This is a genomic window from Streptomyces malaysiensis subsp. samsunensis, assembly GCF_024519315.1.
Lineage (GTDB): Bacteria > Actinomycetota > Actinomycetes > Streptomycetales > Streptomycetaceae > Streptomyces > Streptomyces malaysiensis.
The window spans coordinates 64,874-84,983 of the sequence record NZ_JANIIC010000054.1 but is presented as its reverse complement, the minus strand read 5'-3'; the positions used below and the strand labels follow the sequence as shown (position 1 = coordinate 84,983).

General features: G+C 71.8%; 14 protein-coding genes and 1 tRNA gene. 4 read left to right on the top strand and 11 right to left on the bottom strand.

Annotated elements, in window-relative coordinates:
• Positions 1-139 precede the first annotated feature (139 nt).
• The 3 genes from NQU54_RS35840 (at position 140) to gntA (ending at position 5,528) form a co-directional block, all read left to right on the top strand.
• A tRNA-Cys gene (locus tag NQU54_RS35840) sits at positions 140-214 on the top strand.
• Positions 215-537: 323 nt separating this feature from the next.
• A complete protein-coding gene (locus NQU54_RS35835; protein WP_257634659.1) occupies positions 538-4,548 on the top strand; it encodes a non-ribosomal peptide synthetase in 4,011 nt (1,336 codons plus the stop codon).
• Positions 4,549-4,835: 287 nt separating this feature from the next.
• Positions 4,836-5,528: a guanitoxin biosynthesis heme-dependent pre-guanitoxin N-hydroxylase GntA gene (gene gntA / locus NQU54_RS35830; RefSeq protein WP_257634658.1), complete on the top strand. Its 693-nt coding sequence runs from the start codon at positions 4,836-4,838 to the stop codon at positions 5,526-5,528.
• Positions 5,529-5,710: 182 nt separating this feature from the next.
• On the opposite strand, the gene NQU54_RS35825 is transcribed toward gntA, so the two are convergent.
• From NQU54_RS35825 to NQU54_RS35780, 10 genes are all read right to left on the bottom strand, one after another.
• Positions 5,711-8,032: a xanthine dehydrogenase family protein molybdopterin-binding subunit gene (locus tag NQU54_RS35825; protein ID WP_257634657.1), complete on the bottom strand. Its 2,322-nt coding sequence runs from the start codon at positions 8,030-8,032 to the stop codon at positions 5,711-5,713.
• Positions 8,029-10,212, bottom strand: a complete 2,184-nt coding sequence (locus tag NQU54_RS35820) for a 2Fe-2S iron-sulfur cluster-binding protein (protein WP_257634656.1) — start codon at positions 10,210-10,212, stop codon at positions 8,029-8,031. The genes NQU54_RS35825 and NQU54_RS35820 overlap by 4 nt, the downstream gene beginning before the upstream one ends.
• Positions 10,209-11,108 (bottom strand): FAD binding domain-containing protein, encoded by a 900-nt coding sequence (locus tag NQU54_RS35815; protein ID WP_069863626.1) that lies wholly within the window; start codon positions 11,106-11,108, stop codon positions 10,209-10,211. The genes NQU54_RS35820 and NQU54_RS35815 overlap by 4 nt, the downstream gene beginning before the upstream one ends.
• 275 nt (positions 11,109-11,383) lie before the next feature.
• Positions 11,384-13,039, bottom strand: coding sequence for a beta-N-acetylhexosaminidase (locus NQU54_RS35810; protein WP_257634655.1), 1,656 nt, complete (start codon positions 13,037-13,039; stop codon positions 11,384-11,386).
• A 73-nt stretch (positions 13,040-13,112) separates the two neighbouring features.
• Positions 13,113-14,009 (bottom strand): carbohydrate ABC transporter permease, encoded by an 897-nt coding sequence (locus NQU54_RS35805; RefSeq protein ID WP_069864170.1) that lies wholly within the window; start codon positions 14,007-14,009, stop codon positions 13,113-13,115.
• Between the two features lie 95 nt (positions 14,010-14,104).
• Positions 14,105-15,103, bottom strand: coding sequence for a carbohydrate ABC transporter permease (locus NQU54_RS35800; RefSeq protein WP_257634654.1), 999 nt, complete (start codon positions 15,101-15,103; stop codon positions 14,105-14,107).
• Positions 15,100-16,437, bottom strand: coding sequence for an extracellular solute-binding protein (locus NQU54_RS35795; protein WP_257634653.1), 1,338 nt, complete (start codon positions 16,435-16,437; stop codon positions 15,100-15,102). The genes NQU54_RS35800 and NQU54_RS35795 overlap by 4 nt, the downstream gene beginning before the upstream one ends.
• Positions 16,438-16,569: 132 nt before the next feature.
• Positions 16,570-16,980, bottom strand: coding sequence for a hypothetical protein (locus tag NQU54_RS35790; RefSeq protein ID WP_069863611.1), 411 nt, complete (start codon positions 16,978-16,980; stop codon positions 16,570-16,572).
• A gap of 145 nt (positions 16,981-17,125) precedes the next feature.
• Positions 17,126-17,413 (bottom strand): DUF3039 domain-containing protein, encoded by a 288-nt coding sequence (locus NQU54_RS35785; RefSeq protein ID WP_075200572.1) that lies wholly within the window; start codon positions 17,411-17,413, stop codon positions 17,126-17,128.
• A 21-nt stretch (positions 17,414-17,434) separates the two neighbouring features.
• Entirely contained in the window at positions 17,435-18,022 is a 588-nt protein-coding gene (locus NQU54_RS35780) for a YqgE/AlgH family protein (protein ID WP_069864168.1), read from the bottom strand.
• A gap of 252 nt (positions 18,023-18,274) precedes the next feature.
• On the opposite strand from NQU54_RS35780, the gene murA reads away from it, so the two are divergent.
• Positions 18,275-19,618, top strand: a complete 1,344-nt coding sequence (gene murA / locus NQU54_RS35775; RefSeq protein WP_069863604.1) for a UDP-N-acetylglucosamine 1-carboxyvinyltransferase — start codon at positions 18,275-18,277, stop codon at positions 19,616-19,618.
• 114 nt (positions 19,619-19,732) lie between these two features.
• Here the strand turns inward: murA and NQU54_RS35770 are convergent, their stop codons facing one another.
• The gene (locus NQU54_RS35770; protein WP_009717479.1) at positions 19,733-20,014 is read right to left on the bottom strand and encodes an HU family DNA-binding protein; all 282 of its coding nucleotides are present in this window, start codon (positions 20,012-20,014) and stop codon (positions 19,733-19,735) included.
• Positions 20,015-20,110: the final 96 nt, after the last annotated feature.

Here is a 20,110-nt window from a genome sequence, read left to right as displayed (position 1 = left end):
CCCCGGGACCGGGCCCGGCCCGTCCCGGGCGGACTCACCCGGCCGCCATGAACGCGGTGTGTCGGTCGTATGGCCCCCCCCGCCGCGCCGTTGTCCCCGCCCCGCCCCCGCCCTATCGTCGAGAACACAGCACGACATCGGCCGTGTGCCCGAGTGGTTGAGGGGCTCGACTGCAAATCGAGTTACGTGGGTTCGATTCCCGCCACGGCCTCCACACACCAGCGCGGGCGTCCTCACCGGACGTCCGCGCATTGGGTTGCCTCTCGGCGAACTCCCGGACATCCTCTGGACACACGCGCCCGCGGGGCGCATGCTCGTGCACGCCATCCGGCCGTCCCGGAATCGTGGTGTGCACCAGGTAAATCCCTAGGGGCGCGGCGATTTTCACAGTCTCGCCACCGAACGGTCTCCCGACCCCCGCACTGAGCGCAATTCCGTCTCATAGGGTCGCGCTGTAGTGCCTGCGACCGCGCGGAATAACGACTCCCGGTCATCGGCCATCTTTTTCGACCGCGTCCCTTTCTCAGTGGGGGAAATGTGCAGCCCGCCGTACCGGCCGCCCGACTGCCGCTCACGACCGGCCAGAGTGAGATCTGGTTCATCGAGCAGCTGGAGCCGCCGGAGAGCACCACCTTCCGGGTCGGTGAGTACCTGGAGATCCAAGGACCGATAGACACCGAGATATTCGAGCGGGCCCTGCGCCGGGCCGTGGCGGAGGCCGAGCCCTACAACGTGCGGGTCGGTGAGGACGACGGGGAGCCCTGGCAGATACTGGACCCAGTGACCGACTGGGAACTGCCGAGGCTGGACCTCACCGGTGAGCACGACCCCTGGGCCACGGCCGAGCGGTGGATGAAGAACGACCTGGCCACGGGGGCGCTCAAGCTGGGCGACTACCCGGCGTTCTCGTTCGCCCTGCTGAAGGTGGAGCCCGAGCGGTTCCTCTGGTACCAGGGCACGCACCACATCGTGTCGGACGCCGGATCGGCGGCCCTGCTGGGCCGGCGGACCGCCGAGGTGTACACCGCGCTCATGACGGGGACCGATCCGGCCGAGGGGGAAACGGCCTTCGGCTCGCTGCGGGCGATGGTCGACCAGGACGCGGAATACCGGGCCTCACCGGATTTCGCCAAAGATCGAGCGTACTGGCTGGAACATTTCGGTGATTCTCCGCGTCCGGCACGGCTTTCCACCCACCCCACCAGGGAACTTTCCACCGTTCTCCGGCAGACCGCCTACCTGACCGAGGCGGAAGCGGTCGAGCTGCGGGCCGCCGCGCGTAAATACGCCACCCACTGGTCGGCTATGATCATCGCGGCGACCGCGTTGTATCTGCATCGATTGACCGGTAAATCTGACATCATTCTGACGCTGCCGATATCGGGCCGTACCGATGCCATCGCCCGCGCCATTCCCGGAATGTTCGCCAATGTCGTGCCGCTGCGCATCCAGGTGCGCACGGATATGCGAATACGGGAGCTGATACGGCAGGTCTCACGGGAAGTCAGGCAGGCCCTTCGCCATCAGCGCTACCGCCGTATCGACCTGGCCCGGGATCTGCGACTCCCGGATGGCGGAAACGGTTTGCTCGGCCCGCACGTCAACATCATGACGTACGACTACGACTTCCACTTCGCCGGTCACCGGGTCAAGGGCCACAACCTCTCCAACGGAACCGTCGAGGACCTCTCGATCATGGGGTACGACCGGTCCGACGGCACCGGTATCCGGATCGACCTCAACGCCAACTCCAACCTCTACACCGAGGACGCCCTCATCGCCCACCGGGAGCGCTATCTCGGCCTGCTGCGCTCCCTCTCCGACACCTCCGACATGGGGCGCACCGTCGGCTCCCTGGAGCTGCTGTCCGCCGAGGAGCGCCGGCGGGTACTGGGCGCGCCGGGCGACACGGCGCGTCCGACCTCCGGCGCCACCCTCCCGGAGCTGCTGGCGGCCCAGGCCGCCCGGACCCCCGGTGCCCAGGCCCTGGTCTGCGACGGCACCGCGGTCACCTACGCCGAGCTGGACCGGGCGGCGAACCGGCTGGCCAAGGTGCTCATCGCGCGTGGCGCCGGGCCCGAGCGCACCGTCGGAGTGGCCCTGCCACGCTCCGCCGACCTGGTCATCGCGCTGATCGCGGTGCTGAAGACGGGGGCGGCGTATCTGCCCCTGGACCTGGACTACCCGGCCGAGCGGCTGGCGTACATGCTCGACGACGCGGCGCCCGCCCTCGTCGTCACCCGTGCCGACAGCGCCGCGGCGCTGCCCGCGCGAAGTGGTGTGCGGCGGCTGCTGATGGACGTCGTGGACACCTCGGGCCCCTGGGACGCCACGAGGGACTCCACACCCAAGGTGGCGATCGACCCCGAGCACCCCGCGTACATCATCTACACCTCGGGCTCCACCGGCCGCCCCAAGGGCGTCCTCGTGCCGCACCGGGCCGTGGCCAACTGCCTGGAGTGGATGCAGGACGCGTACGGCCTCACCACCGGGGACCGGATGCTCCAGAAGACCCCGGCCGGATTCGACGCCTCGGTCTGCGAGTTCTTCTGGCCGCTGCTGAGCGGCGCGACCCTGGTGGTGGCCAGGCCCGGCGGCCACAAGGACCCGGCGTACCTGGTCCGCACGGTGCGCGAGGAGGGCATCACCACGCTCCAGTTCGTGCCGTCGATGCTCCAGGCGTTCCTCGCCGAGCCGGACGCCGCCGACGCGTGCGCGGGCGTGCTGCGGCGGGCCTCCAGCGGCGGTGAGGCGCTGCCGCGGGAGACCGCCGAGCGGTTCCACGAGCGGTTCCCCGGTGTGCCGCTGAACAACCTCTACGGGCCCACCGAGACCACCATCCAGATCGCCCACCACCCCTCGGCGCCCGGCGGCGAGGGACCGGTGCCGATCGGCCGGCCGGTGTGGAACACCCGGATGTACGTCCTCGACACCGCCCTGAAGCCCTGCCCGGCGGGGGTCACCGGCGAGCTGTACGTATCCGGGGCACAGCTGGCCCGCGGCTATCTCAACCGGCCCGCCCTGACCGCCGAGCGGTTCGTCGCCGACCCCTACGGCCCGCCCGGCACCCGGATGTACCGCACCGGCGATCTGGCCCGCAGGCTGCCGGACGGCGACGTCGAGTACGTGGGCCGCACCGACGGCCAGGTCCAGCTGCGCGGCTTCCGCATCGAGCTGGGCGAGGTCGAGGCGGCGCTGCGGGCGCTCCCGCAGGTCGCCGGGGCCGCCGCGGCGGTCCGCGCCGACCGGCCCGGTGACCAGCGGCTGGTCGCCTATGTGACGGCCGCCGGGGACACCCCGCCGGACGCCGCCGCGGCCCGCGAGACGCTGGGCGAGGTGCTGCCCGAGCACATGGTGCCCAGCGCGCTGGTGGTCCTCGACGCCCTTCCGCTGGACGCCAACGGCAAGCTGGACCGCGCCGCGCTGCCCGCGCCCTCCTTCGAGGCCACCACGGGCGGGCGGGCGCCCCGCACCCCGCGCGAGGAGACGCTGTGCGCGCTCTTCGGCGAGGTCCTGGGCGTCGACGGCGTCACCATCGACGACGACTTCTTCCTGCTCGGCGGCCATTCGCTGCTCGCCTCCAAGCTGGCCAGCCAGGCCCGCGCCGCGCTGGCCACCGAACTGTCGATGCGCGACCTCTTCGAGGCGCCCACCGTCGCCCGGCTGGTGGCCCGCCTGGACGCCGCGGGCCCGGCCGGGGCGCACCAGGGCCAGCCGCTGGACATCCTGCTGCCGCTGCGCGGCGAGGGGCCGCGCCCACCGCTGTTCTGCGTCCACCCCGGCGGCGGCCTCGGCTGGTCGTACACCGGACTGCTCCGCCATCTCGCCCCGGACCGGCCGGTGTACGCCCTCCAGGCGCGCGGGCTGACCGAGCCGGACGTCCTCCCGGCGAGCGTCGAGGAGATGGCCGCCGACTATCTGGAGCAGATCCGCACCGTCCAGCCGTCCGGTCCGTACCACCTGCTCGGCTGGTCCTTCGGCGGGCTGATCGCACACGCCATGGCCACCCGGCTCCAGGACCGGGGCGAGGAGGTCGCCGTGCTGGCCGTGGTCGACGCCTACCCCGACAACGCCCAGGCGCTGCCCGGCGCACCGGAGCTCAGCAAGCGCCAGTGGCTGGGGGTGCTGCTCGACGACATCGGGGGCGGCGACATCTTCGCCCCGGGCTGGCTGGAGGCGCACCCGGACGGGGCCGAGGGCACCGCCGATCTGGTGGCCGACCTCTGCCGGGAGACCGGGCTGCCGCCCCGGCTGCTGGCGGGCGAGACCAGCTTCCCGCTGCTGGACATCCTGCTCAACGACCAGGAGCTGATGCGGAAGTTCGCGCCCGAGCGGTTTCACGGCGACATGCTGATGTTCCGGGCCATGGAGGAGATCCCCGGCTACCGGCGCGACGCGCTGCATGTGGCGGACGGCTGGCTGCCCTTCGTGGACGGCGCCCTGGTGGTGCACGGCATCCCCGATCACCACTACCGGATGATGCGGGAGGAATCCCTGGACCGGATCGGCCCGGTGATCGCGGCGGCGCTGGACCGCGCCGGAAGCTGAACGGCCGGGCTCGGTTCCGGGCCGGGGCCGCTCCCTCGGGGCGGCCCCGGCCCGGGGAACACCTCGCCGGGGCCGTAGGCGGGCGGTGGGAGGTGACGGGCCGTCCCGTCCACTGGGACGGCCGGCCGGCGGATTTCGCCGATCGGCCCTCGCCGATCACAATTCAGCCAGGCGACCCATCTCGTTCTCCTGCTCTCCTACGCAGGTGAGCAGGGTGGGCGCCTTCGAATGCGGAGAAGGAGATGAGCTCCCAGCGAGGAGGCAGGTAGTTGGAAGGAAGGCTGGCCATGACAGTGGACGCACGTGACGAGGTGGAGCGGTTCATTCTGGGGGACCGGTTCGCCTGCCTGGCGGGACGGTCCGCCTGGCGCAAGGGTGGCATCACCCATCGTCACTACGACCTGATGGGATCCGATGATTCGGCCCGGCTGATGGCACTCGATCTCGCGGATTTCGTGGACTCGGCCGACTGGAGCCACCGGTCGTTCACGAGCTTCATCGCGACCTTCGAGCGGCCTCGCGGGGTGGATGAGCTGCGGTTCGAGGAGCTGCTGTGGGAACAGCTCCAGCTGCTCCACGAACAGGACTCCCGGTCCTATCGCTGGGCCGAGGGCCGTTCGTCCGATCCGCAGGCCAGGGAGTTCGCCTACAGCGTCGCCGGTCACCCCTTCTTCGTCATCGGTCTGCACGAGACCCACCGCCGCTGGGGCCGCCGTCCTCCCTTCCCGATGCTGGCCTTCAACTCGCATGAGCAGTTCGACCGCATCAAGGCCGCCAAGATGTGGGACCGGCTCGCGGAGAAGATACGCAAACAGGACATCCAGCTCCAGGGCGATATCAACCCCAACCTGCTCGAGTACGAGGAGCTCTCCGAGGCCCGCCGCTACTCCGGCCGCCCGAAGCCGGCCGACTGGCAGTGCCCGTTCACCGCCCGCGAGGGCGAGCGCGAGCCCGCTCTGACGGGTCCGCCCCCGGCCTGAGCGGAGTGTCCGTCACCGGCGGGCGCCCTCCGCCCGCCGCTGACGGACACGGCGACCCGCGGGGCCGTGCCGATGTGCGGCTCCGGCGCGGCCGTGTCGATATGCGGCTCCGCCGCGTGGGACCCGGCCACGACGGCGCCGCGGACGGCCGACGACGCGTCACGGCGCTTCCGGCGGAGCGCTCAGCCCCGGTTGACGACCGCCGCCTGGGGGCGGATCGGGAGGCGGTTGACCGGACGGCCGGTGGCCGCGCGGACCGCCGCCGCCACCGCCGCCGGAGTGGTGACCACCGGCACCGCGCTGGCCGGTTTGGCGCCGAAGGGGGCCACCACGTCCCGTTCCTCGATCAGCTTGACGATGCGGACGTCGGGGACGTCCAGGGCCGTCGGCAGGGCGTAGCCGGTGAGGTCCGGGTGCCGGACCACACCGCGGGAGGTGCGCAGGTTCTCGGTGAGGGCCGCGCCGATGCCCTGCGCGACGCCCGCCTCGATACGGGCCCTGAGCTGACGCGGGTTGAGGATCCGGCCCACGTCCTGGGCCACCGTCACATCGACGACCCTTACGGCGCCGATCTCGATGTCGACGTCCACCACGGTGCGCACCGCGCAGTAGGCGAGCCCCACGAAGGCGTCACCCTGGCCGGTCTCGTCCAGCGGCTCGGTGGGGTGCGGACGGCACTGCGCGGTGGCCCACAGCTCCTTGCCCTCCAGGGCCTCCTCGACGGTGGTGCTGAGCACCCCGTCATACGAGGTGATCTTGCCGTCGGCGATGGCGAGCAGCTCGGTGGACATGCCGAAGGTGTGCGCCAGGGGCTGCAACAGCTGGGTGCGGACCATCTTCGCCGCCCGTTCGACCGCACCGCCCGAGACCCAGGTGTGGCGGCCGCGCGAGGCGGGCCCGGCCGGGGGCTGGTCGGTGTCGATGGGCGCGACATGGACCTCCTCGATGCCGAGGACGTCCTGGACGATCTGGCGGGCCAGGGTGGTGAAGCCCTGGCCGGTCTCCACGGCCGCGCAGATGACGGTGGCCACCGGGCCGGTGACCTTGACGGTGGCGGTGGAGACCTCGTCGGCCCCCTCGGCGCCGAGCATATGGACCATGCCCAGGGCGTAGCCGACCCCGCGCCGCACCGCGACCGGATCGCCCGCGCCCTCCAGACCGCCCGGAAGCAGCCACTCCTCCTCGGGGTCGTCCTTGGGCAGCACGGGCAGCGGTGCGTCCCTCACGGCCTGGAGGAGCTCGGCGACCGGTGCCGGGCAGGTGACGGTCTGCCCGGTGGGCAGCAGATCGCCGGTCGCCACCACATTGCGCATCCGGATCTCGACCGGGTCGAGGCCCAGCTTGGCCGCCAGCTTGTCCATCTGGCCCTCGTACGCGGCGCACACCTGCATCGCGCCCTCACCGCGCACATGGCCGGAGGGCGGGTTGTTGGTACGCACCGCCCAGCCCTCGATGAAGGCGTGCGGGACGACATAGGGGCCGCAGGCGAAGGAGACGGCGGCGGCCAGGGTGTCCGCCGAGGAGTCGGCGTAGGCGCCCGCGTCCAGCAGGATCTGCGCCTCGACCTTGACCAGCCTGCCCTGGGAGTCCGCGTGGTGGCGGTAGCGCAGCAGGGTGGGGTGGCGGTGGGCGTGGCCGAGGAAGGACTCCTCACGGGTCGCGGCCAGCTTCACCGGATGGCCGGTGCGCAGCGCCAGCAGCCCGAGCGGCAGCTGCATCCCGGGGTCCTCGCGCTCGCCCATGGCGCCGGGGACGCCGGTGACGACGACCTTCACCCGCTCCGGCTCCAGGCCGAAGCAGGCGGCGGCCAGGTCGCGGTCGGCGTGCGGATCGGTGGAGGCGGTGTAGATCTCCACGCCACCGTCGGGGCGCGGCACGGCCAGGCCCGCCTCGGCGCCGATGGGCGCCGGGTCCTGGCGGCCGATGCGGTACAGCCCCTCGACGATGACCTCGCCGACCACGTCCGGGTCGCCGAAGGACAGCGGGATATGGCGGACCAGATTGCCGTCGGGGTGCAGCGGCTCGGCGGAGAACGCCTGCTCGGGGTCGGTGACCGGCTCCAGCACCTCGTACTCGACGGCGATGGCGGCGGCCGCGAGACGGGCCGTGTCGGGGTGGTCGGCGGCGACCGCGGCGATGGGCTCGCCGTGGTGGCGGACCAGGTCCTTGGCGAAGACCGGGCGGTCGGCGACCCGGCGGCCGTGGGAGGCGTCGCCGGGCACGTCGTCGTGGGTCACCACGGCCCGTACGCCGGGCATCTCGGTGGCCTGTGTGGTGTCGATGGAGACGATGCGGGCGTGCGGGTGCGGGGAGCGCAGCACGGCGGCCCACAGCAGCCCCTCGGCCCACAGGTCGGCCGCGTACGGGAAGGTGCCCGAGGTCTTGGCCGCCGAGTCGGCGGGCGGCAGGGACACGCCGAGGCCCATGGTGGACGGCGGCTGGACGGGCGTTCCGGCGGCGGGGGTGGCGGTGACGGCCCCCACGCCGTCCGCGATTCCGGTCATGCCGATGCCCTTCCACTGCCGCTTCCGTTGACGCTCCCGTTGCCGGTGAAGCCGTGCGGTCCCGTCTGGTGCGGGATGCGGGCCGGGTCCTGGTGGGCGTCGTGTGCCTCCGCCTCGGCCTCCGCCGCCTCGTCGGCGGCCTCGCGGTCCGCGACGACCTGGTGAACGGCGTCGAGGACCCCGCGGTAGCCGGAGCAGCGGCAGAGGTTGCCGGAGATGGCCCGGCGGGTCTCCTGGTCGGTCGGGGCGTGGTTGCCCTCCAGGAGGTCGTGCACGGTCATCGCGAGGCCGGGCACGCAGAAGCCGCACTGCACCGCCCCGCACGCGGCGAGCGCCCGCTGGACGTCGGAGGGCTGTCCGCCGTTGGCGAGGCCCTCGACGGTGCGGACCTCGCTGCCCGCGGCGGTGGCGGCGGGCACCAGGCAGGAGGCGACGAGCCGTCCGTCGACCAGGACCGAGCAGGCACCGCACTCGCCCTGGGAGCAGCCGTCCTTGGCCCCGGCCAGGCCGAGGCGCTCGCGCAGGACGTAGAGCAGCGACTCGCCGATCCAGACGTCGGTGACGGGGCGGTCGGCGCCGTTGACGTGCAGCACGTACGAGGCGAGCGGATGCTCGCTGTGGGTCGGGTTCTCGTCGACGGCCGGAACGGCCGGGGCGGCCGGGGCGGTGTCGGGGTCCGCAAGGGGCTCGGCGGGGGCGTCAGCGGCCTCCGGGGCGTCCTCGGGGGTTCGGGCCGGGGCGGGCGCCGCGGCGGCGTCAGCGGCCGCCGTGAACTCGCCTTCGGCCGCGGCCTGTTCGGGCTCCACGGGCTCGGGCCCGGCGGCGTCCGGCATCGCCTCGGCGGGAGCTTCGGCGGGGTTCGGAGCGAGGGCGTTCAACGCGACGGCGTTCCGCGCGACGTCGATGTGGCCCGTGCCGTCCTCGGGGCCGGGGTGCGGCGCGTGCCCATGGGCGTCACCCGCGAACCGGTCGCCCGCGAACTCACCGTGCCAGCCCGCCTCCTGGGGCAGCCCGGGCGCCGGGCTGCCGTGCGGCGGGGTCGCCAGCCCGGCGTGCTGACCGTCGACCGCGAACTCGCCCGGGTCCCCAGCGGCCGGATCGCCCGGCCGCTGGTCGGGGCCGCCGGCGGCGGGCCGGCGCTCGGCGGGCGCCGCGCCGCCGTGGGGCGCGCTGCCATGGGGCGGGGTGTGCAGCCCCTGGTGTCCCTCGGTCGCGAACTCGCCCGAGTCCCCGGCGGAGGGGCCCGGCCACGCCGGATCCGCGGCCGGGGACGGTTCGGCACGGTCGGGCATGCGCAGCCGGCGGCGGGCGGGCGGCGGCATGGGCGCGGCCGGTGGCGCGGACGCGGCAGGCGGGGCGGCCGGGCCCGGGTGGCCCTCGACCGCGTACTCCCCCGACTCCTCCGTGCCCTCGTCGGCGGCCGGAACCGACCACTGGCCGCCGTGCCCCTGCTGCTGCCCGGTTTGGTGCGGCTGGGGCTGGTAGGGCTGCGGCTGGTGCTGCCGGGGCATCGCCCCGGCGAAGGGCATCCGCAACTGGGCCGTGGTCTGCGGGTCCTGAGGGCCCTCGGCATGGCCGCCGTACGGAGGCGCGGCCGGGCCGGGGTGGTCGTCGACCCGGTACTCCCCGGTCTCGTCCACAGCTTCGTCGCCCGCGACCGGGATGGTCCACTGGGCGGTGTGCACGGGACCGCCGGTGCCGTCGTCGGACGGGGCGGGCACCGGCCAGTCGTCCACCGGCTCCTCGGCCGCCGGAGCCGGCCAGTGGCCGGTGTGCGCCGGGTGGTGGCCCTGCTGGTCCTCGGCGGGCACCGGCCACTGGCCGGAGCCGTGCTGCGGATCGTGGTGGCCGCCGTAGAGATAGCCGCCGTCGGTGTCCGCGGTGGTCCAGTGCCCGGTCATGCCCTGGTCGTGCGGGACGCCCTGGCCATGCGCGGACGACGGCCACTGGCCGCCCTGGGCCGGCTCGCCGTGCCCCGGGTCCATCGGCGGGGGCGCGTAGCCGGTGCCGGGCGCCGCGAGCGGGTCCCAACGGCCGGACGGGTCGGTCGGGGCGGGGTGGGCGTAGTCGGGCGGCAGCTGGACGAAGGCCGTCGACTCGGCGTCGTACTCCGGGCCGTGCGGCATCGGCTGCCATCCGCTCCCCGGCTCCGGCCGGTGCGGCTGCTGTTCATCACTCACGCGAGTGCCCTCCCCAGTGCTCGGCGGGCCAGGGCTGCCACGGTACGCCTCAGGTGGATCGCGGCGGGCGGCAGGGGGATCGGCTCGCTTCCGTCCTGCGGGGGCAGCGGATCGGGGATGCACGCGGCGGCGACGTACTCGCCGAAAGCGGCGGTGACCTGCGGATCGAGACCGCCGCGGTCGCCGTCCCAGTCGATGAGCGAGGCGACCCAGCGCTCGGCCTCCAAGGGGCGCAGGGGCATCGGCGCGACCGCGCCGACCGCACAGCGCACCCCCCGCCGCGCGGGGTCGAGGACGAGGGCGACGGAGGCGGTGGCCCGGCCGGGCCCGGTGCGCCCGGTGGCCTTGAGGAAGGTCTGCGGGGCGTGCAGCAGCGGAACCCGGACGAATCCGACGAGTTCACCGGGGTTCAGCAGATCGACCCCGGCGAGCAGATGGCTGACCGGGATCTCGCGGCGGGACCCCTCGGGCCCGGCGATGATGACCGTGGCCTCCAGGGCGGCGAGCACCGGCAGCGCGTCGCCGGTGGGCGCCGCGGTGACGATGTTGCCGCCGAGGGTTCCGGCGTTGCGGATCTGCGGCGGTCCGGCGGCCCGCGCGGCCGCGGCCAGCGCTGGGATCAGCGCGGCGAAGTCGGGTCTGCCCATCCGGGCGTGGGTGAGTCCGGCGCCGAGGAGGGCGTGCCCGTCCAGATAGCGCCAGCCGCGGATTTCACTGATCCGGCCGAGGCCGACGAGCGCGGCGGGCCGCAGCAGGCCGGAGTTGACCGCGGCCATCAGATCGGTACCGCCCGCCACGGGCACGGCGGCGGGCATGGCGGCCAGTGCCGCCACGGCCTCGTCGAGCGTGCCCGGCAACGTCACCGTGTGCGCCGCCTGCGGTGCGTGCGTGGTCAACCCAGCTGCCCCTTCCCCGGTATCCCGGCTGTTGCGCCGTACGGTACGTGCTGACAGCCCGGACGTGGCAACTCTGGCACATCTTGCGAGCCCGCCGTCGCGGGGGTCCGTGATCCGTGGATCCGTCCCTGACCTGGGGGATGGTACGGATTTCTGGCGACGTCTCCGTCGGGAGTGGATTGCCACGTTTCAGGGACCCTTGTGCGATTTGGGCTTGCGCCGGTGGGACTACGCTCCCAGGGGCAGAGGGGCGCGGTGCGCACCTTACGGGCGGCTCACACGATCGGGGGCGCCCCCTCGCGCGGGCGTCCGAGAAGGCCGGGGCGGCGCTGCCAGGGGAGCGGCCCGGCGGGCGGGCGGTAGCTCACGCCGAGCGCGTCCAGACGCGCGTAATGTGCCTCCATGCGCCCCTGGAACGCCCCGAAGTCCCGTTCGGGGGACGGTGGCAGCGCCGACCAGACGACCTCGGCGAAGGCGGCGAGCCGGGGGAAGGTCTGGTAGTCCACCCGCCGGCGGTCCTCCATCACCTCGGTCCAGACATTGGCCTGGGCGCCCAGCACCCGGTCCGCGTCGGCGCCGGTGAGCTGCGGTGGAACCGGTTCGAACCGGTAGACGTCCTCCAGGGTGCGGACATAGCCGATCGGAACCGGCTCGTCCGCGCCCGCGGCCTGCCGGTGGTCGAGGTACACCTGCTGCTCGGGGCACATGACCACGTCATGGCCGGCCCGCGCGGCGGCGATCCCGCCCGCGTAGCCGCGCCAGGAGGAGACCGCGGCGCCCTCGGGCAGCGGGGCGCCGGGCGCGCCGCCCTCGAGGATCTCGTCCCAGCCGATCAGCCGGCGGCCGCGCTCGGCGAGCCAGTGGCCGAAGTGGCGGATGAACCAGCTCTGCAACTCGTCCTCGTCGGCGAGGCCCAGCGCGCGGATGCGCTCCTGGGCGGTCGCGGACGCCTTCCACTGGTCCTTGGGGCACTCGTCGCCGCCGATGTGGACGAAGGTGCCGGGGAACAGCTCCAGCACCTCCTCCAGCACCCGTTCGTAGAAGCGGAGCGTGTTGTCGGTGGGGGAGAGTACGTTCGGGTTGACGCCCCAGGTGGTCCAGACTCCGAGGGAGGCGGTGTCGATGACGTCGGTGTTGCCCAGCTCCGGGTACGCGGCGATGGCGGCCTGCGAGTGGCCCGGGATGTCGATCTCGGGGACGACGGTGATATGCCGCTCGGCGGCGTAGGCGACGATCTCGCGGATGTCGTCCTGGGTGTAGAAGCCGCCGTGCGGCCGCTCGTCCCACAGCGGGGACGCCCGGTGGCCCAGCTTGGTGCGCTCGCGCCAGCCGCCGGTCCCGGTCAGCTCCGGATAGCGGCGGATCTCGACGCGCCAGCCCTGGTCGTCGGTGAGATGGAAGTGGAACACATTGAGCTTGTGGGCGGCGAGCAGGTCGAGATAGGCGAGGACGCCGTCCTTGGGCATGAAGTGACGTGCCACGTCCAGCATCAGCCCGCGCCAGGCGAACCTCGGCGCGTCCTCGACCGTCCGCTCCGCCAGGTCCCGGGCGGCCTCCGCGCCCCTCAGCGGGGCGCGCCGGAAGGCGTCGGGGCCCAGCAGCTGACGCAGGGTCTGCGTGCCCCAGTGGACGCCCGCGGCCGTGCCGCCCACGATCTCCACCCGGCCCTCGGCGACCGTGAGCCGGTAGCCCTCGGGCTCCAGCTCGGCGTCGACCCGCAGTGTGACGGTGTCGTGGCCGCCGGGTTCGCCGTCCGGCAGGGCCAGGCCGAGCGCCTGGCCGAGGGTGGTGCGCAGCAGCCGCGCCACCCCCTCGGTGCCGGGGCACGCGGCCAGGGCGGTGTGCCGCGGGTGGATCCGCGCGCCCGCGCGGCCCGGACGGCTCTGGTCATGGCGGGGCGCGGGGATCAGCCCCGCGGCGTCGTATGTCATCTGCTCCCTTGTCCGCCCCGGACCGGCCCCTGGCCGGTCCGGGGTCAGTCCGTGGCCGGTGGCCGGCCGGTGGTCAGTCCTTCACCGCGCCGCCGAGTCCGGAGACCAGCCGGCGCTGTACGAACACGAAGAAGACCAGCACGGGGATGGTCATGACGGTGGACGCCGCCATGATGCCTCCCCAGTCGTTCCCCTCGTCCTTGAAGAAGACCAGCAGCGCCATCGGAAGGGTGGAGTTCTCGGTCGCGCTGATGATGAAGGACTTGGCGAAGAGGAAGTCGTTCCAGGCGGAGATGAAGGAGAAGACGCTCGTCGCGACCAGTCCGGGGAAGACGAGGGGGAAGAGGATCTGCCACAGGAAGCGGGAGCGGCTGGCCCCGTCGAGATAGGCCGCCTCCTCCAGCGCCTCGGGCACCGCCTTGACGAAGCCGCGCAGCATCCAGATGGCGAACGGCAGCGAGAAGGCGATATGCGGCAGGATCAGCGAGCCCAGCGTGTTGAGGCCCACCCCCGGCACCGACTCCCCCAGATCCCGCATCAGGAAGAACATGGGGATGGTCAGCGCCTCGATCGGCACCATCTGGGCGACGAGGAACATCACCAGCAGCGTGGTGCGGAAGCGGAACCGGAAGCGCGCGACCGCCGTCGCCGCCAGGAAGGCGATCAGCGCCGAGGCAATCACCACCACCCCGGCCACGAAGAGGCTGTTGAGGAAGTAGCGCCCGAAGTCCTCCTGCTGGAAGACGCGCCGGAAGGAGTCCAGCGAGGGGGACCCCGTCCACGGCCGGGGCTCGGTGGACTGGATCTCCCCCTCGGGCTTGAAGGCCGAGAGCACCATCCAGTACAGCGGGAAGGCGACCACGGCCGCGACGATCAGGGCGGTGACCTCGGCGGCCAGGCGCCAGGGGCGGCGGATGCGCGGCGAGACGCGCGAAGCGCTCCGCTGGAAGTACCCTGACCTGCCGTCGATCGTCCGCGGCGCTGTCGTGGCTGGTCGCGCAGTTCCCCGCGCCCCTTCGGGGCGCCACCGAACCGCGGCCGACTTCCGCCGATCTGCTGAGTGGCTCACAGTTCTTCTCCCTGGCGTCGCAGCAGCCGCAGATAGACCAGCGTGACGGCCAGCAGGATCAGCAGCATCACCACGCCGATCGCCGAGCCCAGGCTGTACTGCGAGGACGCGAACGCCTTCTGGTACGCGTACACGTTGAGCACCATGTTCTGGCGTGCGATCCCGCCGCCGTCCGTCATGACGTAGATCTGGGTGAAGACCTTGAAGTCCCAGATGATGGACTGGATGGTCACCACGACGAGGATGGGCCGCAGCATCGGCGCCATCACGGTGCGCCAGATCCGCCAGGTGGAGGCGCCGTCGAGGGCGGCGGCCTCCAGCACCTCGCCGGGGATCGCCTTGATGCCCGCGTAGACGGTGACCATCACGAACGGGAACGAGCACCACACGACCTCGAAGAGCACCAGGGCGAAGGCGCTGTAGCGGTCGTAGGTCCAGGAGTAGTTCTCGAACCCGGAGAGCCCGGACCACACCAGGACCTTGTTCACCGGACCGAAGTCGGGGTCGAAGAGGAAGACCCAGACCGTCGAACCGGTGATCGCCGGGGTGGCCCAGGCGCCCAGCGCGGCCAGCATCAGCGCAAGCCGCGGAATGGCCCGTACGCGCGTCAGCAGCACCGCGAGCGCACAGCCGACCGCGAGGGTGGACACCACGCAGACGGCGGCGAACAGCAGCGTGGCCACCACGACGTTCCAGAACTCGCCGTCGCCGAACAGTTCGGCGTAGTTGGCGAACCCCTGGAAGGTGGTCGGCTCACCGCCGCTGACCTGGGCCTGGGTGTACTCCAGGAACGAGATCAGACCGAGCTGGTAGATGGGGTAGACGAGCAGCCCGCCCAGGACGACGAGCGCCGGGGCGAGATAGAGCCAGGGCGTCCAGGCCCCCCGCCGGGTTCCCTTCCCGGCCCGGCCCCCGGCCGGGGAGGCGGGGCCCGGCCGGGACCGGCGGCTCTTGGCGGGGCCCTGCCGGGCGTGCTGCGCGGTGCCGGCACTCACTGCTGGAATGCCTCGTCCATCTTCTTCGCGGCGTCCTTGGTGGCGGTCTCCACGCTCTTACGGCCGCTGACGATCTCCTGGAACATGGTGGGCAGGACGAGCTGCGCGTCGATGGCCGCCCAGCCGGGCGAGGCGGGCACGAACTTGGCGCTGTCGTTGAGGGTCTTCACGAAGGGCTTCACGAAGGAGTCCTTCTGCGCCACGTCGCCCCGCACATCGGTGAAGGTGGGCAGGAAGCCCATGGCGTCGTAGAGTTTGCGCTGGGTCTGCTTCCCGGCGAGCGACTCCAGCAGGTCCACGGCGAGCGTGCGGTGCGAGGTGCTCTTGAGCACCCCGACGTTGTTCCCGCCCGCGAAGGCCGGTGCGATATCGCCCCGCTTCACGCCCGGCAGCGGCACGACCTTGAACTTGCCCTTGACCTTGCCCGCCTCGATGGCATGGCGGTTGAAGTCGCCGCCGATCGCCATGGCCGCCTTGCCCGAGGCGAACGCCTCGACGGTGTCGTTGCCGCCCCACTGGGCGCACTTGGCGGCCGGGCAGTTGTCGTCGCCGAAGAGCGAGGCGTACGCCTTGATGCCCTTCTGGGCGTCGGCGCTGTCGATGGCCGCCTCGTACTCGTTGGAGCCGAACTTGCCCTTCTCGTTGGCGAGATCGCCGCCGTTGGCCCAGATGAAGGGCATCGCGCCGTAGGTGTAGGCGCCGCCGACCGCGAGACCGTACAGATCCGACCGCTCCGAGTGGATCTTCTTCGCGGTCGCAATCAGCTCGTCCTGGGTGGTCGGGGGCTCCAGGTCGAGGTCTTTGAAGACGTCCGTCCGGTAGTACAGCGCCCGGACGCCGACGAAGAGCGGGGCGCCGTAGACCTTGCCGCCGATGGTCAGCGAGTACTTCGCGGTGGGGTCGATGTTGGTGGAGTCGCCCCAGGAGCCGAACGCCTTGCTGATGTCCAGCAGCCCGCCGTCCTTGACATAGCCGGCGGTGTCGGTGTTGCCGAACTCGATGGCGTCGGGGGCGCTCTTGGGGTCGTTGAAAGCCGCCTTGATCTTCTGCGCCCGGGTGTCGATGGGAATGTAGGTCACCTCGACCTCGGTCCCGTCGTGCTTCTTCTCGAAGTCCGCGACCGCGTCGTCGATCACTTTCTTCTTGGGCGCGTTGTTGACCTCCTGAAAGAGCCAGACGCGCAGCTTGCCGCTCTTCTCATCCTCCTTGGAGCTGTTGTCGGAGGTGGAGGGGGCGCATCCGGTCGCGGCCAGCCCCGCCAGGGTCAGGGCCACCACGGGCACCGTGACGCGGGAGGACCACCGGGAGAACACAGAGAGACGGGACGGCTTCATAGGGACCCTTAAACATTTGGCGTTGCAATATATGCAACGCATGTTTCGCTCAGCACAATATGCGTGAGGCTAGGGAACCTTGAGCGACCTCACAAGAGGTCTGAACCACTCCGTAATAAAAGGAACTTCGCGCTAGCGACGCGGCAACTCCTCACCCGGATAGGCGGGTTCAACATACGGCACGGCCTCGACCCGCGCACCCGCCTCCTCCAGGCACTCGACCGCCCGGCCCCAGTCGGGCCAGGTCTTCCGGATGCGCTCCAGGACGCGGTCGCTGGCCACCAGCACCACGTCACAGCCCGGGTCGGCGGCCCAGTCCAGAAGTCTGGGCCGGGTCGGCTGCGCGACCGACATCACGCAGCTGCCGGCGGGCCGGTAGCCCCGCTCGGCGGCCAGCCGCCCGCACTGCTCCAGCTGGGCGTCCCAGTCCTTCTCGAACTGGCAGTAGGCGCTGGCGCCTTCCACTTCGGGCTCGTCGACCTCACGCGCCCCGAACACCAGATAGGCGGCCCGCGCCGCCCCGTTCTCCGTACGCCCGCTCATGGGCCGACCCTACTGGGGTCGGCCGGCGCGCGGCAGGGCGCACAAGCACGGCACGCCCGGCCCGCGACCCCCGGGCGGGGTCGCGGGCCGGGCGTGCCGTCTGTCGCGCGGGGTCTTGCGGCAGAGCTGACGGCCGGCGGGCCGGCTACTTCTTGCCGTCGCCGTCCTTGCCCTTGTCCCCGCCGGCACCCATGCCCTCGAAGATCTCCTTGCACATGGGGCACACCGGGTACTTCTTCGGGTCACGACCCGGCACCCAGACCTTGCCGCAGAGTGCGACGACGGGAGATCCGGAGAGGGCGCTCTCCATGATCTTGTCTTTCTGTACATAGTGGGCATAGCGCTCGTGGTCGCCGTCCCCGTGCGACACCTGAGGTGTCGGCTCAACGAGGGTCCCCGTGCCTGCCCCGCGCTCGGGCTCAAGAGTGCTCATACAGCCCTAGGGTACTCATGCCTAGTTGAGAGAAGGGTCGTCCGGATACGTGGCGACCATCGCCAGCTCGCTGCGCTGGCGGCGCAGCACCGCACGCCACAGCCGCTCGGGGGCCGGCGAGGACACATCGCCCGGCTCGGACTCCACCACGTACCACGCGCCCTCGGCGAGCTCGTCCTCCAGCTGACCGGGCCCCCAGCCCGCGTAACCGGCGAAGATGCGCAAGGACCCGACCGCGGCCGCCAGCAGCTCCGGCGGCGCCTCCAGGTCGACCAGCCCGATGGCCCCGTGCACTCTGCGCCAACCGAGTGGCCCGTCCTCGCTGCGCGCCGAGGACCGGCCCGATTCGCCCGGTACGACGGCCACGCCCAGCGCGGAGTCCAGCGAAACCGGACCCCCTTGGAAGACCACCCCCGGCTCCCCGGCCAGCTCGGCCCACGACTCCAGGATGTCGCCCACCCCCACCGGGGTCGGACGGTTCAGGACCACGCCGAGCGAGCCCTCCTCGTCGTGGTCGAGGAGGAGCACCACCGCACGGTCGAAATTCGGGTCAGCAAGCGCCGGTGTCGCGACAAGCAACCGTCCTGTGAGCGAGGACACCTCGGTCATGGCCACATGATCCCCCATATCGGGTCCGGAGGGGGAGTGGAAGACGAGTCCCATATGAGAGCAGGTCGGGGCGCAAGACAGCAGATGCGGCGCACGTGACTGACGCTTTCCGAGCGAAACGGAACGTGTTGTTACGCATGCCCGCGGGGGCAAAGGGTGCAAGAGCCTTACGGAGGGGGTCTCCAGGGCCATTACTCTTGCCCTTTGGCCCCTGTGCCTTTGGCCCTGCCCGTCTCAGGAACGCGAGACCAGATGACCCGCTCGAACGATGTCCTGCTCGTCCATGGCGGCACCCCGCTCGAAGGCGAGATCCGTGTCCGCGGCGCGAAGAACCTCGTGCCGAAGGCCATGGTGGCCGCCCTCCTCGGCAGCGGGCCCAGCAGGCTGCGCAACGTCCCCGACATCCGCGATGTGCGGGTGGTGCGCGGGCTGCTCCAGCTGCACGGTGTGACGGTGCGCCCCGGTGACGAGCCCGGTGAGCTGGTGCTCGACCCCACGCATGTGGAGAGCGCCAATGTCGCCGACATCGACGCCCACGCCGGCTCCTCGCGGATCCCGATCCTCTTCTGCGGCCCGCTGCTGCACCGCCTCGGCCACGCCTTCATCCCGGGCCTGGGCGGCTGTGACATCGGCGGCCGGCCCATCGACTTCCACTTCGATGTGCTGCGCCAGTTCGGCGCGAAGATCGAGAAGCGGGCGGACGGCCAGTACCTGGAGGCCCCGCACCGGCTGCGCGGCACCAAGATCCGGCTGCCGTACCCGTCGGTGGGCTCCACCGAGCAGGTGCTGCTGACGGCGGTGCTCGCCGAGGGTGTGACGGAACTCTCCAACGCGGCGGTCGAGCCGGAGATCGAAGACCTCATCTGCGTCCTTCAGAAGATGGGCGCCATCATCTCCATGGACACCGACCGCACGATCCGGATCACCGGTGTGGACCGGCTCGACGGCTACAACCACCGCGCCCTCCCGGACCGCCTGGAGGCCGCCTCCTGGGCGAGCGCGGCGCTGGCCACCGAGGGCAGCATCTTCGTACGCGGCGCCCGGCAGCGCGAGATGATGACCTTCCTGAACACCTACCGCAAGGTCGGCGGCGCCTTCGACATCGGTGACGAGGGCATACGGTTCTGGCACCCGGGCGGCAAGCTCAACGCGATCGCCCTGGAGACCGACGTCCACCCCGGCTTCCAGACCGACTGGCAGCAGCCGCTGGTGGTGGCCCTGACCCAGGCGTCGGGCCTGTCCATCGTCCACGAGACGGTCTACGAGTCGCGGCTGGGCTTCACCTCCGCGCTCAACCAGATGGGCGCGCACATCCAGCTCTACCGCGAATGCCTGGGCGGCTCCGCGTGCCGCTTCGGCCAGCGCAACTTCCTGCACTCCGCGGTCGTCTCAGGACCCACCCGGCTCCAGGGCTCCGACCTGGTCATCCCCGACCTCCGTGGCGGCTTCTCCTACCTGATCGCGGCCCTGGCCGCGCAGGGCACCTCGCGGGTCCACGGCATCGACCTGATCAACCGCGGCTACGAGAACTTCATGGAGAAGCTGGTGGAGCTGGGCGCGAAGGTGGAGCTCCCGGCCGGCGGCGACACCGCGTAACCCTCGAGGTCAGGCGGCGCCGCGCAGCGCCCCCTGGACGGGTCCCAGGGCCCGTAGGAGCGGCAAAAGGGGCGGCCACCCTCCCGGGTGGCCGCCCCTCTCGTTCGCGGAGGCTTACTTGCCCTTGGCGGCTTCCTTGAGCTTGGAGCCCGCGGAGACCTTCACGCTGTAGCCGGCCGGGATCTCGATCGGCTCACCGGTCTGCGGGTTGCGCGCGGTGCGAGCGGCACGGTGGGTGCGCTCAAAGGTCAGGAAGCCGGGGATGGTGACCTTCTCGTCGCCCTTAGCGACGACCTCACCAGTCACCTCGGCGAGGGCGGCCAGCACGGCGTCGGCGTCCTTTCGGGTCACCTCGGCGCGCTCGGACAGAGCGGCCACCAGCTCACTGCGGTTCATGTTGTACTCCCGTGTTCATCTTGCCAATAGGCGTGAGATCGAAGCCGATGCTGCCAGGGCCCTCGGACAGTCCCCGGACCCGGGTCTGCTGTTCAG